18 protein-coding genes are annotated in these 13,752 nt (G+C 41.6%); 11 read left to right on the top strand and 7 right to left on the bottom strand.

The annotated features are described in order from the left end of the window. The first annotated feature begins 2 nt into the window (after window positions 1-2). A complete protein-coding gene (gene lpdA / locus ATG71_RS18320) occupies window positions 3-1,412 on the top strand; it encodes a dihydrolipoyl dehydrogenase (RefSeq protein WP_098440898.1) in 1,410 nt (469 codons plus the stop codon). 143 nt (window positions 1,413-1,555) lie between these two features. Here the strand turns inward: lpdA and ATG71_RS18315 are convergent, their stop codons facing one another. Next, the gene (locus tag ATG71_RS18315) at window positions 1,556-1,912 is read right to left on the bottom strand and encodes a hypothetical protein (protein ID WP_098440897.1); all 357 of its coding nucleotides are present in this window, start codon (window positions 1,910-1,912) and stop codon (window positions 1,556-1,558) included. Between the two features lie 293 nt (window positions 1,913-2,205). Between ATG71_RS18315 and ATG71_RS18310 the strand changes: the two genes are divergently transcribed. From ATG71_RS18310 to ATG71_RS18300, 3 genes are all read left to right on the top strand, one after another. Continuing rightward, window positions 2,206-2,454 (top strand): hypothetical protein, encoded by a 249-nt coding sequence (locus tag ATG71_RS18310; protein ID WP_098440896.1) that lies wholly within the window; start codon window positions 2,206-2,208, stop codon window positions 2,452-2,454. A gap of 65 nt (window positions 2,455-2,519) precedes the next feature. Next, complete coding sequence (locus ATG71_RS18305; RefSeq protein WP_098440895.1) at window positions 2,520-3,359, top strand: polysaccharide deacetylase family protein; 840 nt, start codon at window positions 2,520-2,522, stop codon at window positions 3,357-3,359. A 229-nt stretch (window positions 3,360-3,588) separates the two neighbouring features. Beyond that, the gene (locus ATG71_RS18300) at window positions 3,589-3,708 is read left to right on the top strand and encodes a GapA-binding peptide SR1P (protein WP_098440894.1); all 120 of its coding nucleotides are present in this window, start codon (window positions 3,589-3,591) and stop codon (window positions 3,706-3,708) included. 97 nt (window positions 3,709-3,805) lie between these two features. Here the strand turns inward: ATG71_RS18300 and ATG71_RS18295 are convergent, their stop codons facing one another. Then, window positions 3,806-5,275 carry an aminotransferase class I/II-fold pyridoxal phosphate-dependent enzyme gene (locus tag ATG71_RS18295; protein ID WP_098441895.1) on the bottom strand — a complete coding sequence of 490 codons (1,470 nt, stop codon included), beginning with the start codon at window positions 5,273-5,275 and terminating at the stop codon, window positions 3,806-3,808. A gap of 484 nt (window positions 5,276-5,759) precedes the next feature. Between ATG71_RS18295 and ATG71_RS18290 the strand changes: the two genes are divergently transcribed. Continuing rightward, window positions 5,760-6,716, top strand: a complete 957-nt coding sequence (locus ATG71_RS18290) for an NAD(P)H-dependent flavin oxidoreductase (RefSeq protein ID WP_098440893.1) — start codon at window positions 5,760-5,762, stop codon at window positions 6,714-6,716. 29 nt (window positions 6,717-6,745) lie between these two features. After that, window positions 6,746-7,018 (top strand): UPF0223 family protein, encoded by a 273-nt coding sequence (locus tag ATG71_RS18285; protein WP_034756022.1) that lies wholly within the window; start codon window positions 6,746-6,748, stop codon window positions 7,016-7,018. A gap of 60 nt (window positions 7,019-7,078) precedes the next feature. On the opposite strand, the gene ATG71_RS18280 is transcribed toward ATG71_RS18285, so the two are convergent. Beyond that, window positions 7,079-7,699 carry a YktB family protein gene (locus ATG71_RS18280; protein ID WP_098440892.1) on the bottom strand — a complete coding sequence of 207 codons (621 nt, stop codon included), beginning with the start codon at window positions 7,697-7,699 and terminating at the stop codon, window positions 7,079-7,081. A 179-nt stretch (window positions 7,700-7,878) separates the two neighbouring features. On the opposite strand from ATG71_RS18280, the gene ATG71_RS18275 reads away from it, so the two are divergent. Together ATG71_RS18275 and ATG71_RS18270 are read left to right on the top strand one after the other, a co-directional pair. Next, on the top strand, window positions 7,879-8,073 hold the full coding sequence (locus tag ATG71_RS18275) for a hypothetical protein (protein WP_034756016.1): 195 nt from the start codon (window positions 7,879-7,881) through the stop codon (window positions 8,071-8,073). A gap of 218 nt (window positions 8,074-8,291) precedes the next feature. Next, window positions 8,292-9,089, top strand: coding sequence for an inositol monophosphatase family protein (locus tag ATG71_RS18270; protein ID WP_098440891.1), 798 nt, complete (start codon window positions 8,292-8,294; stop codon window positions 9,087-9,089). 50 nt (window positions 9,090-9,139) lie between these two features. Here ATG71_RS18270 and ATG71_RS18265 read toward each other — a convergent pair whose 3' ends face one another. Further along, window positions 9,140-9,328 (bottom strand): YlaF family protein, encoded by a 189-nt coding sequence (locus ATG71_RS18265; RefSeq protein ID WP_353616291.1) that lies wholly within the window; start codon window positions 9,326-9,328, stop codon window positions 9,140-9,142. 285 nt (window positions 9,329-9,613) lie between these two features. On the opposite strand from ATG71_RS18265, the gene typA reads away from it, so the two are divergent. Beyond that, entirely contained in the window at window positions 9,614-11,452 is a 1,839-nt protein-coding gene (gene typA / locus ATG71_RS18260; RefSeq protein WP_098440889.1) for a translational GTPase TypA, read from the top strand. 23 nt (window positions 11,453-11,475) lie between these two features. Next, window positions 11,476-11,784, top strand: coding sequence for a YlaH-like family protein (locus tag ATG71_RS18255; RefSeq protein WP_034755992.1), 309 nt, complete (start codon window positions 11,476-11,478; stop codon window positions 11,782-11,784). Window positions 11,785-11,827: 43 nt separating this feature from the next. Here the strand turns inward: ATG71_RS18255 and ATG71_RS18250 are convergent, their stop codons facing one another. Both ATG71_RS18250 and ATG71_RS18245 read right to left on the bottom strand, forming a co-directional pair. Continuing rightward, window positions 11,828-12,268 carry a hypothetical protein gene (locus tag ATG71_RS18250; protein WP_098440888.1) on the bottom strand — a complete coding sequence of 147 codons (441 nt, stop codon included), beginning with the start codon at window positions 12,266-12,268 and terminating at the stop codon, window positions 11,828-11,830. Further along, window positions 12,258-12,458 carry a YlaI family protein gene (locus ATG71_RS18245; protein WP_034755987.1) on the bottom strand — a complete coding sequence of 67 codons (201 nt, stop codon included), beginning with the start codon at window positions 12,456-12,458 and terminating at the stop codon, window positions 12,258-12,260. Before ATG71_RS18245 ends, ATG71_RS18250 begins: the two co-directional genes overlap by 11 nt. A 174-nt stretch (window positions 12,459-12,632) precedes the next feature. Here ATG71_RS18245 and ATG71_RS18240 point away from each other — a divergent pair, with 174 nt between their 5' ends. After that, a complete protein-coding gene (locus ATG71_RS18240) occupies window positions 12,633-13,088 on the top strand; it encodes a pyridoxamine 5'-phosphate oxidase family protein (RefSeq protein ID WP_098440887.1) in 456 nt (151 codons plus the stop codon). A gap of 55 nt (window positions 13,089-13,143) precedes the next feature. Here the strand turns inward: ATG71_RS18240 and ATG71_RS18235 are convergent, their stop codons facing one another. Then, on the bottom strand, window positions 13,144-13,746 hold the full coding sequence (locus ATG71_RS18235) for a YhcN/YlaJ family sporulation lipoprotein (RefSeq protein WP_098440886.1): 603 nt from the start codon (window positions 13,744-13,746) through the stop codon (window positions 13,144-13,146). Between the last annotated feature and the right edge of the window lie 6 nt (window positions 13,747-13,752).

The raw sequence follows: 13,752 nt of genomic DNA, 5'->3' as shown, positions 1-13,752 counted from the left end.
CAATGGTAGTAGGAGATTTCCCAATTGAAACAGATACAATCGTAGTCGGTTCAGGTCCCGGAGGATATGTAGCTGCAATCCGTGCAGCTCAACTCGGACAAAAAGTGACAATCATCGAAAAAGAAAACATGGGTGGAGTATGCTTGAATGTTGGCTGTATCCCATCCAAAGCTCTTATCACAGCAGGTCACCGTTTCCATCAGGCTCAGCACTCTGATGATATGGGGATCGTCGCTGAAAACGTAAAAGTGAATTTCGATAAAGTTCAAGAATGGAAAGCTGGAGTCGTTAAGAAATTAACCGGCGGTGTTGAAGGACTTCTTAAAGGGAATAAAGCTGAAATCGTTCGCGGTGAAGCTTACCTGGTAGATTCCAATACACTTCGTGTGATGGACGAGAACTCAGCTCAAACATACAAGTTCAACAACTTGATCCTTGCAACTGGTTCACGCCCGATTGAAATCCCAAGCTTCAAATTCTCTAAACGCGTGCTTGATTCTACAGGCGCACTTGCTTTAGAAGAAATTCCAAGCAAGCTTGTTGTCATCGGTGGAGGGTATATCGGAACTGAGCTTGGTACTGCTTATGCCAATCTTGGATCAGAAGTAACGATTTTGGAAGGTGCCGACGATATCCTTAGCGGATTCGAAAAGCAAATGACATCTGTCGTGAAAAAAGAACTTAAGAAAAAAGGCGTTGAAGTTGTAACGAAAGCTATGGCTAAAGGCGTTGAAGAAAGTGACAGCGGAGTCGTTGTTAAATATGAAGTGAAGGGCGAAGAGAAATCGGTTGAAGCTGATTACGTTCTAGTAACGGTTGGCCGTCGTCCAAACACAGATGAAATCGGTCTTGAAGAAGTTGGGATCGAGATGACAGACCGCGGGGTTATCAAAATTGATAAACAATGCCGCACGAACATCCCGAATATCTTCGCAATCGGTGATATCGTTGATGGACCACCACTTGCTCACAAAGCTTCTTATGAAGGTAAGATCGCTGCAGAGGTCATCTCAGGTGAACCGGCAGAAATCGATTACCTTGGTATCCCTGCTGTCTGCTTCACAGATCCTGAACTGGCAACAGTAGGTTATTCTGAAGCAGAAGCGAAAGAAGAAGGCATTGAAGTAACGGCTGCTAAATTCCCATTTGCTGCAAATGGACGTGCTTTAGCTCTTAATGCAAGTGACGGCTTTATGAAGCTTGTTACTCGTAAAGAAGACGGTTTAATAATCGGTGCTCAAATTGTTGGTTCTGGTGCATCTGATATGATCGCTGAATTAGGACTTGCAATTGAATCCGGAATGACAGCTGAAGATGTTGCCATGACGATTCATGCTCACCCGACTTTAGGTGAAATTTCCATGGAAGCAGCAGAAGTTGCAATGGGAAGCCCGATTCACATTATTAAATAATAGGCATGACAAAAGGATGATCCCTATAAATGGGATCATCCTTTTTATTATGGAAAAGAAAAGGGGTTGAAGCATACAAGGCTTCGACCCCGATCGTTATTCATGCATCATTGTCCCCAGGTTTGAATGGCTCTGGAAACAGGCTAGATTATATTTTCTTTAGACTTATGCCCCTCCACTTTACATATGATCTGATTGTCCTCTACCACAACGATGGCTGGAGAAGCGGGTGGGGTATCGGCGATATCATGTGTCGTCTTCGTGTTTAAACTGACAACTTTTAGTTTCTTAAAGTGATCAGGGTACTGTTTTTTAAGCTCAATGATGGCATCGTAGTATGGTATTTCCCTTGAAACATTTCTTTCATCCGTAAAAAAAATCACCTGTTTTTCAATAAATTGATCTTGTGCCAAAACCACTTTATTGGATGAGAGGTCATCACACGAAGTCAAAATGAGCATAGTGGAAGTAAGTATCGCAAAAGCTAATATATGTTTCATACATCATCCTCTTTTCTTAAACGATGCTATGAACGTGGAGTTATAAATTTGTAAATGAATTACTCTTTAACGTATCTTACGTCACATTTTATCATAGGCGAAAATGAAAAAGCGCCAAGTCATAAAAATGTTACAAAATTGAAAAGTCATACATAATGAAAGTCATCTTAAAAGAATATACTATGTTAATACACCAATGATTTGATTGAATCACCATATATAAGAGTCACTCGGGGGTTTTTATTGTAGTCGGCCGGGTAAATGTAAATAAATCTATTAAAGGATGTTTTATCATGAAATCGTACATCGCTTTTTTAGTCCAAATGATTCTATGGAGCGTGTTTTCAATAGCTGAATGGATTTCTGAAAAAGATCATATAGAATATAAATGGATTATGTTTGTCCTGTTTTTTTACCTTGCCTTTATGGCTGCAAGAAAGATCGTTCAATCAAGAAGGCTTACGCTATTTATCACCTCATTCAGTCTGACATGCTTTTTTGTTTTTAAAATGGCGTTCGAAAATATATTGGAAATATTTTAATTCCTTCCCAGATTCCCTATAGAATATGTTAAAATATTCAAAGTGAATACGGAAAGGTGAGAGACATGAAAAAGATTTTAGCATCCGGATTAACCCTCCTGCTCCTGACTGCTTGTGGAAGTGGACAAACGGGATCCAGCCATGAAGCGGAAAAATCCAACCAGACTGAAGTGAAAGAAGTGGATCAGAAGCAAAGTGAAGGCCAAGACACTGAAGTGTCAGAAAGTGAAACAAAAGAGAAGGAAGAACCTTCAGAAGAAGTGGTGCAAACCAAGGATTATAAGATAAATGAGGCTAATTGGAGCATCGAACCAATCGATAAAGCCAATCCTAAAGTGGTCCTATTGACGATTGACGATGCACCCGATCAACATGCGCTCCAAATGGCTAAAGACCTAAAAGAGTTGAATGCACCAGCCATTTTCTTTGTGAACGGTCATTTCCTTGATACGCCTGAGGAAAAAGAAACGTTAAAAAAGATTCATGATCTTGGATTTATGATTGGGAATCATACATATAGTCACAGCAGTTTAAGAGATCTTTCTCCAGAAGAGCAGAAAGAGGAAATCCTCTCTGTCAGTGACCTTGTGGAATCCATTACAGGGGAGAGGCCGCATTTTTTCAGGGCACCTTTCGGTCAAAATACGGATTACAGTCGCGAGCTTGCAGCGGAAGAAAAGATGTCCCTGATGAATTGGACCTACGGATATGATTGGGAAAAACAATATCAAAATAAAGCAGCGATTACGGATATCATGGTTAACAGTCCATATTTGAATGACGGAGCCAATCTCCTCATGCATGATCGTACATGGACGAGTGAAGCGTTGACGGACATTGTGAATGGCCTTCGTGCGAAGGGGTATGAAACACTGGATCCACACAGGATTAAAACAATAGAATAATGATAGAAGATGCATGGGTGATTTACTTCATTCATGCATTTTTTTATTGAATTCTACATATTTAAGAAAGCCCTTACATACACTCTTAGAATTAAAAGTATGATTGATTGTGAGGATAAAAACTTAAATATGTTATACAATTTAGGCTTGATATTTTAAATGTGTTATATTATTATAGAAGCAGATAAGATAAAGCGTTTACAAAACCATTTAAAGGAGAGGAAAAAAGATGGGAACAATTGTATGTCAATCATGCCTAAGCACTATTGAGCATTATGAAAATGAGAAGGTTTCTGTTTTATTCTCTAACTGCTGTGACTGCAACGACGATAAAGAATTAGATGATTAATGTCTGCTAAGGGGAGCGGGTTGAATAGCGTCTTAAAGGGGTTCTTATAAATAAAAATAAAAAGGATGAAGAAGGGTCTCCTTCTTCATCCTTTTTTTCATCGAATGGCCCGATGCTCTTTGATGACTCTTAAATGTCGTAAATCATAGTCTTCAGGCCCTTGTACTGGAAGGCCTGCTTCTATATTGGTTTTGATGTAATGGATGTTTTCCTGAGTGATGATCTCCCCTGGAATGAATATGGGAATTCCGGGCGGGTAGACCATGATGAACTCAGCGATGGTCCTCCCCACGGAATCATCAATCGGAATGACTTCCGTATCAGCATAAAAAGCGTCCCTCGGTGTAATAGATAGAACAGGAATATCAGGGAGCATAACTTTAACCGGGGTCATCTCGCCTTGTTTCTTAAGGCTTGTAACCAGTTCTTTTAAAGCAGTGACCAATTGGTTTCCTTCATATTCAGTATCACCAGGTGTGATGATGCACAGGATATTATACAGGTCGGACATTTCAACCTCGATATTATGAGCTTCTCTTAACCACTTTTCCGCATCGAACCCGCTGATTCCAAGATCCTTCACGGATATAATCAGCTTAGTCGGATCATACGCATAGGTGGCTTTCGTTCCAAGAATTTCTTCCCCTACACAGTATAAGCCGTCAATCTCATTGATTTGCTTTCTCATACTCTGTGAGAGTTCGATCGTTTTGGTGATGAGTTCCCGTCCTTCCGTAGCAAGTCGTTTTCTTGCAACATCAAGAGATGCTAGTAGTAAGTATGACGTGGAAGTCGTCGTAAGCATGCTTAAGATGGTCTGCACACGCTTAGCAGAGACAAGTCCTTCTTTCATATTAAGGACTGAGCTTTGAGTCATGGATCCCCCGAGCTTATGAACACTCGTAGCCGCTAAATCAGCACCTGCCTGCATGGCTGACAGGGGAAGTTCATCATGGAAGTGTATATGAACCCCATGAGCTTCATCGACCAGCACCGGAACATGATACGAGTGGGCAATTTCCACGATTTTCTTTAGGTCTGCGGAAATCCCGAAATAAGTCGGATTGATGACCAGTACACCTTTGGCATCGGGGTTTTGTTCCAAAGCCTTTGCAACGGCGTCTGTCGTGATACCGTGTGAGATCCCAAGATCTTCATCAATATCTGGATGGATAAAGATAGGTGTGGCTCCTGAGAAAACAATCGCAGACATAACGGATTTATGCACGTTTCTTGGAACAATGATCTTGTCTCCAGGTCCGCACACACTCATGACCATCGTCATGATCGCTCCGCTCGTCCCCTGAACAGAGAAGAAAGTATGATCGGCACCGAATGCCTCGGCAGCCAAATCCTGCGCTTCCTTGATCATTCCTTTAGGTTGATGGAGGTCATCTAAAGGACCGATATTAATCAAATCAATGGAAAGCGCATTATCCCCTATGAATTCCTTAAAGGCAGGATCCATCCCTGCACCTTTCTTATGACCGGGAATATGAAACTGGACGGGATTTTTTTTACTATGTTCAATTAAGCCGGTAAACAACGGCGTTTCATTTTGAGACAATTCATTCAACACCTCTTTATATTCTTCATAAAAAAATATGCATACTAAAGATATCATTATATAGGATTCAATCCACAATTTCATACATTTTCTTACGATATTTTCAACAAACAAAAGAATTATAGCACTTAAGAAAATCTTTGCATAGTGACATACGCCCATGAAGATGTATTTTTTTCATAGCACAAACAAAAGATATGACACTGCCTGATTTTTGGCTCATTTCCGTCCTGTGTGAGAGTGACCGCCAGACCAAGCTCGCTTGGTCTGGCGGTCACTCTCACACAGGACGACCTTTCAGCAAAGCTGAAAGGCGGGTGAAACATCGGTTTCACCCGAATGAGCCAAAAGTCTACACAACTCACTATAACACCCATTGCCCTCTCATCTAAGACTCACCTTAATTCTTATGAATATACACCACGCCAAAGAAAAGGACTTTCCCACCTCCATCGAGAATAAATGAATGAATGGAGGGATTCAAATGAAGTGGAAAACGAGGGTTACAGAATTATTGAACATTCAATATCCAATCATACAAGGGGGGCTTGCCCACCTGGCATATGCAGAACTGGCTGCGGCAGTGTCGAATGCAGGCGGCCTTGGCCAAATCACCGCCATGTCACTCGATGACCCCGAAGAGCTTCGTAAAGAAATCAAAAAGGTAAGGTCATTAACAGATCAACCGTTTGGAGTGAACTTTGCCATCGGTCAACATGGACGCCCATTCAGCGGGTTTGTAGATATTGCCATTGAAGAAAAGGTGCCGGTCATCTCCGTAACAGGAGGGAATCCGACTCCCCTGTTTCAACAAATTGAAGGTGAGGATATGGTGAAGCTTGTATTGGTCGCATCAAAAAGACAGGCCCAAAAGGCTGAGGAGCTCGGTGCGGATGCCGTCATGGTCGTTGGACAAGAAGGGGGAGGACATTTGGGTAAGGATGACATCGGGACATTCGTCTTGATTCCACGTGTGGTGGATGCTGTATCCATCCCTGTCATTGCCTCGGGAGGTATTGGGGACGGCCGTGGTTTGATGGCAGCCCTCAGCTTCGGCGCAGAAGGAGTCGAGATGGGGACAAGATTCATAGCGACAAAAGAGTGCGTCCACGCTTCAGACGTGTATAAACGTGCCTTGATTGAAGGGGATGAGAGTGGTACAGTAGTCATTAAACGATCTTTAGGGGCCCCGGCCAGAGCGATATCAAATACCTGGACAAATCAAATCCTGGCTGCTGAAACATCGAATCCGGGATATGAAGGATTGAAATCATACATAAGCGGCGAGGCAAATAAACGATATATCTACGATGGTGAAGTAGACGAAGGCTTTGCATGGGCAGGACAGGTGATGGGGTTGATCCATGACATCCCGTCGGTTAAAGATCTCATCGAGCGCATGATTTCACAAGGTGAAAACATTCGTGAAAAGTGGAGTTAATACAATCATCAAAGGAGTTGCAGTACAAAATGGAATATCAATACCCCTTCGATATAGACTGGTCAACGGAGGAAGTCATCGACGTCATTGCCTTTTTCGAAGCGATTGAAAAGGCATATGAAAAAGGTGTTTCAAGAGAGGACCTGATGAATCGATATAAGCGATTTAAAGAAATCGTTCCTGGCAAAGCAGAAGAGAAAAGGATCTGCAATGAATTTGAAGAATCCAGTGGCTATTCTTCCTATCATGTAGTGAAAAAAATGAAAGAGCAGCAGGACGCTGCCAAAATATCGATGAATTAAAAGAACGACTGCCGTTTAGGGCAGTCGTTCTTTCTGCATTATTCCCTACAGTTATATGGTTTAGTTCATTTTATAAAGGGGTAAAAGTGTTTCAAAGGCACTTTCAACTTCCTGGATCAATTCATCTCCGGTCATCTTAATGGCAGAGTCACGATCCAGATGAAGTCCGCATAGAAGTTCAGCTTTCTTTACATTTTGAACTCTTTCAGTTAAAGCAATGAATTCATCTTGTGACAGGGAGGAGAAAGGTGCAGCATCCGGTTTAGTATGATCTCCGGACCAAACAAAGTGACCGGGAATCAATGACCTTATCTTATCTGCATTTTCTTCGGCTTTTTTACCGAATTCAACTTTATTTGGAGCTTCATAGATCATTGCAAACCAAATAAATACATGGGTTTCCCATAAACCGATTTGGAAATGAGGATGTTTCTTGTACCCACGTTTGTTGTTTGCAAAAGCAACCCACGTGTCATCTGGAGGATTCACTGAGCGTCTTGCATGTTTCGCCACATGGTAAAACATCTCATCACCGGTCAGGGCACTAAGAGTGGGTGCAAAATGTTCACCCAGGTAGGCAAGCTTAGGCCTGATCTGTTCTGCGATGGCCGTCATCCGGTCGTCGAGACCATCAAGATTAAAAACATTGAAATCTTCTTTAGTAAAACCGTTAAATGTCATGTTGTAACCTCCTTATTTCCACCAATATCTTACCATAATGAGGTACATGCTTGTAGCCAAATGAATTATCTATAGGTGTCTGCACATTTTAGTTACAAGATGAGAGGGTATTTCATAACATGTAGTAAATATTATCAGAACAATCAGATAAATCGAAAACTCGGAAGGGGTGTATGGCCATGAAACAAGTAATGAACACTTCTAAAAAACGTGATGTCCAACAGCAAAGAATGAACGTATTGAGACTTGAAATGGATTATGAATTAGCCGTATTGTTTGAAGCAATTCAAACGAAGAATACAGAAACCCAGACCAAGTCCAAGCAGAAACTTATGAGCATCAGGGAAGAACTAATGAAAATGAAGGCTTTATAGAGCAAATAACATTCAATGGTTTAAAGTATGCTGATTAACAAAATCTACTTTTGAACGCGAGCTCATAGTGGTTGGAGAGTTCGCTTTTTTATGGGGAAATGACCCTTCTTGGTGAAGCCTATTTTCTTGAATGAAATGAACCTAGGAGTTAAGATTATCTGAAAAGACCATATTAGTAATGACTACACTGATTTTCGCTAATTGGAGGTTATTAATACATGACAAATTGGACCGAACTAGATCAAAATGTTAGAACATGGATACATGAAGCCGGTGAGAGGATTCGTCAGTCATTTAAAACCGAACTGAACATTAAAACCAAATCGAACCGAAATGACTTGGTTACCGATATGGATGAAGCGACTGAGCGATATTTTACTGAAAACATACGAACCCATTACCCGGATCATCAAATTTTGGGAGAAGAAGGATATGGTGATGATTTCAAAGAGTTGTCCGGAATAACCTGGATCATCGACCCAATCGATGGAACGATGAATTTTGTCCATCAGCAGAGAAACTTTGCCATTTCAATCGGGATATACGATGGAAAAGAGGGGAAGTTAGGATACATATATGATGTCGTGCATGACGAGCTTTATTTTGCGAGTAAAGGCAAAGGTGTCTATATGAATGATGTGAAGCTTCCGAAGCTTGATCCCGTTCCTGTGGAAGATGCGATTGTTGCATTGAATGCACTATGGGTGACAAAGAACAAGCGTATTGATTCCTCTATTCTGGCTCCACTCGTGCAGGATGTGAGAGGGACCCGGTCCTATGGTTCAGCTGCGATGGAACTTGCTTACGTGGCTTCAGGGAGGCTGGATGCCTATTTAACGATGCGACTTGCACCATGGGATTTCGCAGCCGGAAAGATTATGATCGAAGAGCTTGGTGGAGTGGTGACGGACCTTGATGGAAACCCATTGAATCCATTAAACAAGAGCTCTGTCTTCGTCGGGAAGCCTGGTCTGCATGAAACGATTTTGACTGACTATCTTCATAGAAAAGAGTAAATGAAAAAGGAGTGGTGGCCCTTCAACGGCCACCACTCCTTTTCTTCGTATTACAATCTTCCTTCTTCTCTGTATTTTTTCTTGGTCTTAAAACCAAATCCCATCACAATGAATAAACAAACGATACTTGCAGCTGCAAGCAATATACTTTGTAAACTAATTGAAATGGCTATCCCCATCAGTGAAACAGCCGCTAATATCGAAAAAAGTACAAAGATCCATTTTATATTTGCCATCATGTAACCCCCAATATTGATAAACGATGATTCGTTCCCTTACTGATTGTCGACCCAGCCTCTTATGCTGCGCTAATTAAATTTTACCTATGTATTCAATAAATCGCAATGGGTTTCGGGGACAAAGAAGCAGAACATGCAAGTCGTTAAGGAAACTTTTAGCAAGAATGAATAGGGGAGATGAAATATTTATTAGGGCTTTTGTCAATGCTGTGATATAATGGTCTAGTTGAACTGAAAAATATTATCTTTACACTATAAAGAAATCCAATATTCAGGAGTGGAAATATGAAATTAAGAAATGACCTAAGAAATATTGCTATTATTGCTCACGTTGACCACGGGAAAACGACATTAGTAGATGAGCTTTTAAAGCAATCTGGAATCTTCCGCGAAAACGAAACTGTTTCGGAACGTGCGATGGATTCAAATGATTTAGAGAGAGAACGCGGTATTACGATCCTTGCGAAAAATACGGCGATTCAATATAAAGATTCCCGAATCAATATCCTTGATACACCAGGGCATGCTGACTTCGGTGGAGAAGTAGAACGTATCATGAAAATGGTAGATGGTGTTCTACTGGTAGTGGATGCGTATGAAGGCTGTATGCCACAGACTCGCTTCGTTCTTAAGAAAGCACTGGAACAGAACCTTACACCAATCGTTGTTGTAAACAAAATCGACAAACCTTCAGCTCGTCCTGAAGAAGTTATCGATGAAGTATTGGAGTTATTCATTGAATTAGATGCAAATGATGAGCAGCTTGAATTCCCGGTTGTTTATGCTTCTGCAATCAACGGTACTGCTAGTACAGATCCGGATCCGGAAAAACAGGATGAAAACATGCAGTGTTTATATGATTCCATCATTGAGCACATTCCTGCACCGGTAGACAACTCTGAAGATCCACTTCAATTCCAGGTTGCACTGCTTGATTACAATGATTACGTAGGGCGTATCGGGATCGGTCGTGTGTTCAGAGGAACGATGAAAGTGGGCCAACAGGTAGCACTGATGAAGCTTGACGGGACTGTTAAACAATTCCGTGTAACAAAGATCTTTGGTTTCTTCGGATTAAAGCGTGAAGAAATCCAAGAGGCAAAAGCGGGTGATTTAATCGCTGTTTCCGGAATGGAAGATATCAACGTCGGTGAAACGGTTTGTCCGGTTGAACATCAGGATCAACTTCCGGTCCTTCGCATTGACGAGCCGACCCTTCAAATGACGTTCCTAGTGAACAACAGTCCATTTGCAGGTAGAGAAGGTAAATTTGTTACGTCAAGAAAAATCGAGGAGCGTTTATTGGCTCAGCTTCAAACAGATGTAAGCTTACGTGTTGAACCAACCGATTCACCTGATGCATGGACGGTTTCGGGACGTGGAGAGCTTCACCTTTCCATCCTGATTGAAAACATGCGTCGTGAAGGGTACGAATTACAGGTATCGAAACCACAGGTTATCATCAAAGAAGTCGATGGCGTGAAGAGCGAGCCTGTAGAACGTGTTCAAATTGATATCCCTGAAGAGTATATGGGAGGAGTAATCGAATCACTTGGTCAGCGTAAAGGTGAAATGCTGGATATGGTGAACAACGGTAACGGCCAGGTCCGATTAATGTTTATGGTTCCTGCACGTGGACTAATCGGTTATTCTACGGAGTTTATGACTCTTACTCGCGGATATGGTATCATCAACCATACATTCGAAGGCTACCAACCACTGCAGAAAGGCCGCGTAGGCGGACGTCGTCAAGGTGTGCTTGTTTCCATGGAGACAGGTAAAGCGTCACAATACGGTATCATGCAGGTGGAAGACCGCGGAATCATTTTCGTTGAGTCCGGGACAGAAATTTATGGCGGAATGATCGTTGGTGAACATACGAGAGAAAATGATATTACCGTTAATATCACAAAGCTGAAACAGGCGACTAACGTACGTTCTGCAAATAAAGATCAAACCGTTACGATTAAAAAGGCAAGAATCATGACATTAGAAGAGTCATTGGAATATTTAAATGATGATGAATATTGTGAAGTAACACCTGAATCAATCCGTCTTCGTAAGAAAATTCTCGATAAGAATGAACGTGAAAGAGCAGAAAAGAAAAATAAGGTTACTCAATAAACGAAGTGAAGGGGGAGTAGGAAATGGATGTAACAGAACGTTTGTCCTTTTTCGCATCCCTTTACCGGGTTGACCAGAACGCGGAAATGGGTATGTGGTTGCTTTATATAACCATCGTTGGGCTCTCAATCTTAGTTTATAAACTCGGTTTTGCGAAAAAGCTGCCAGTCATGAAATCGATCCTTATTTATACTTTTCTCATACTTGGATGTACGGTGCTGACGTTTCTCGGCATTTTCCTTCCGGTGGCTGAAGGATTGGTCGTTGCGGCTTTAATCTTAGTGATTTACAAGATCCGCCTGACGAATGAAAAGAAAAAAGGCACGTTTTAAGCAAAAAAAGCTGTAGTCCATACACTAAGGACTACAGCTTTTTCTATTTGTGATTCGCCTTCGTGAAAAATTGATAGAGTGGGGGCAGGCTTAATCCATACAGTAGATGGCCAATTGTCCAAAAGATGATGGCTGTACCATCGAATAAGCCGGGTACATCCTTTACGGCCAGATAAGAAAGGGGGAAATATAGAAAGACAGTGGGGAAAGTAAGCAGCAGGGAAAGAATCCAGGCTCCCCTGCTTGATACATTCAGCTTTTCCATCAGAAACACAAATACCAAACCGATCCCGCAGGAAATGAGTAAGTGGAAAGAGAACTCCAGCCATTCGGGCAATCTAGATGCAAACAGTGGAATGAAGTCAACATTCAGTAATAATACATATACTTTAATACCGGTAAGTCCTTGTATCCACTTTAGGAACAGTCCTAATATTGTGCCTGAGACAATTCCGACAGCGAAACCGATTTGTTTAAAAGTCATCTTCGACTAAAGGAGAACGATAAAAACGGAAATTCCCCGTAGAAACACGTTCTTCTGTCTTCTCTTTAATGCGGTCATGGCATTTCTCGCACATATAAGTGTGAATGGGTCTGTTACGCAGCTTTTTCGCCTGCAGGGAATAGTCGTCAATATTTTCAATAACTTCGCATAAAGCACATTTTACTCTCATTTTGTACACCTCTACTTGTTCTAATCATAACTCTGGTCATTTTAGTATATCATGTAGTGAGGACGAACGCTTTATTTTACATTCTATTATGTCTTTCACAATCGAGTTTGGTATAGTAGAATCAAGATAATCACATGAAGACGTAGAGACAAAAACGTCACCAGGGGGGATTGTATGGCTAATCAAGTAGAACCCGGCTTAATTCCTGCATTGTTTGAGGAACTGCAATCAGAGCGATTCGTGACACTTGCTACCGTTGATCATGAAACACATGGCCCCAATGTCAGTTCTATTTCGTGGGTCTTTGCCAAAGACGAGCAGACGCTACTGTTTGCCGTGGATCAACGCTCAAGAATCGTCGAGAATATTAAGGGGAATCCGCTGGTTGTAGTGAACTTAATCGCAAATGAATCAACCTATTCCATTGGTGGGAAAGCTTTTGTACATCAAGAGAAACTATCCGGAGTGCCTTTGAAGCTTACCCTTTTTCAACTTGTCATCAATGAAGTGAGAGATGTCATGTTCTATGGATCGAAAATTTCCACAGAGCCTGTTTATGAGAAGACATATGATAAAACAGCTGCAGACCGTTTAGACCGGCAAGTAATTGAAGCCATGAAAAAAGCTTAGCATCCTACCTAAGCTTTTTCATGGCTTTTTCTCAATTTTAGATAAGGCTCTACAATCAATCGATTTTATCGTATGTTTGATCTTCTTGATTTTTTCTAAGCTGTTTTTCTTTTGCGTTATTCATTTTTTTCTTAGGTTCGTTCGGGGCATTTTCGGGATTGGTCTGCTTTAAAGACTTAGGGATTTCAGGCATCAATCTGCCCGATATGTCTGACAGTTCATTCATGATGCCCTGAACCGGTTCGCCTCGTTGGATATCTTTACTGATTTCCTTCAATCGGGCATAAAGATCCGGATCGGCGATGACCATGGCCTCTGCACCGTATGGATCATTTTGAAGGGCTTCAGCGACAGAATATTTAATAGAACCGACCTGGGAACGCTCGACGTCCGAATCGATATCGATCCCTACAAATGCGTATTTACCGATGACAACAGCCGTTGCATCTTTCACATCCGGCACGCTGGTGGTCAGGTCAACCAGATGCTTTGAGATTTGTTGTCCTGTCTTGCGTTGGACCTGTTGAATATTGCTATCCTGGACAGTGATTGGTTTATTATTTTTACTGTTTGCATCATTGTTATACCCGACCTCATTTTTGTTGGCGCAAGCTCCAAGGATGATGGTGACCATTAAGAGAGAGATGAGCTTAAACATGTGAAT

Source organism: Bacillus sp. es.034 (assembly GCF_002563655.1).
In the GTDB taxonomy this organism is placed as follows: domain Bacteria; phylum Bacillota; class Bacilli; order Bacillales; family Bacillaceae_B; genus Rossellomorea.
Note: the sequence above shows the minus strand (reverse complement) of the source record. Positions and strands in the feature narration are given on the sequence as shown.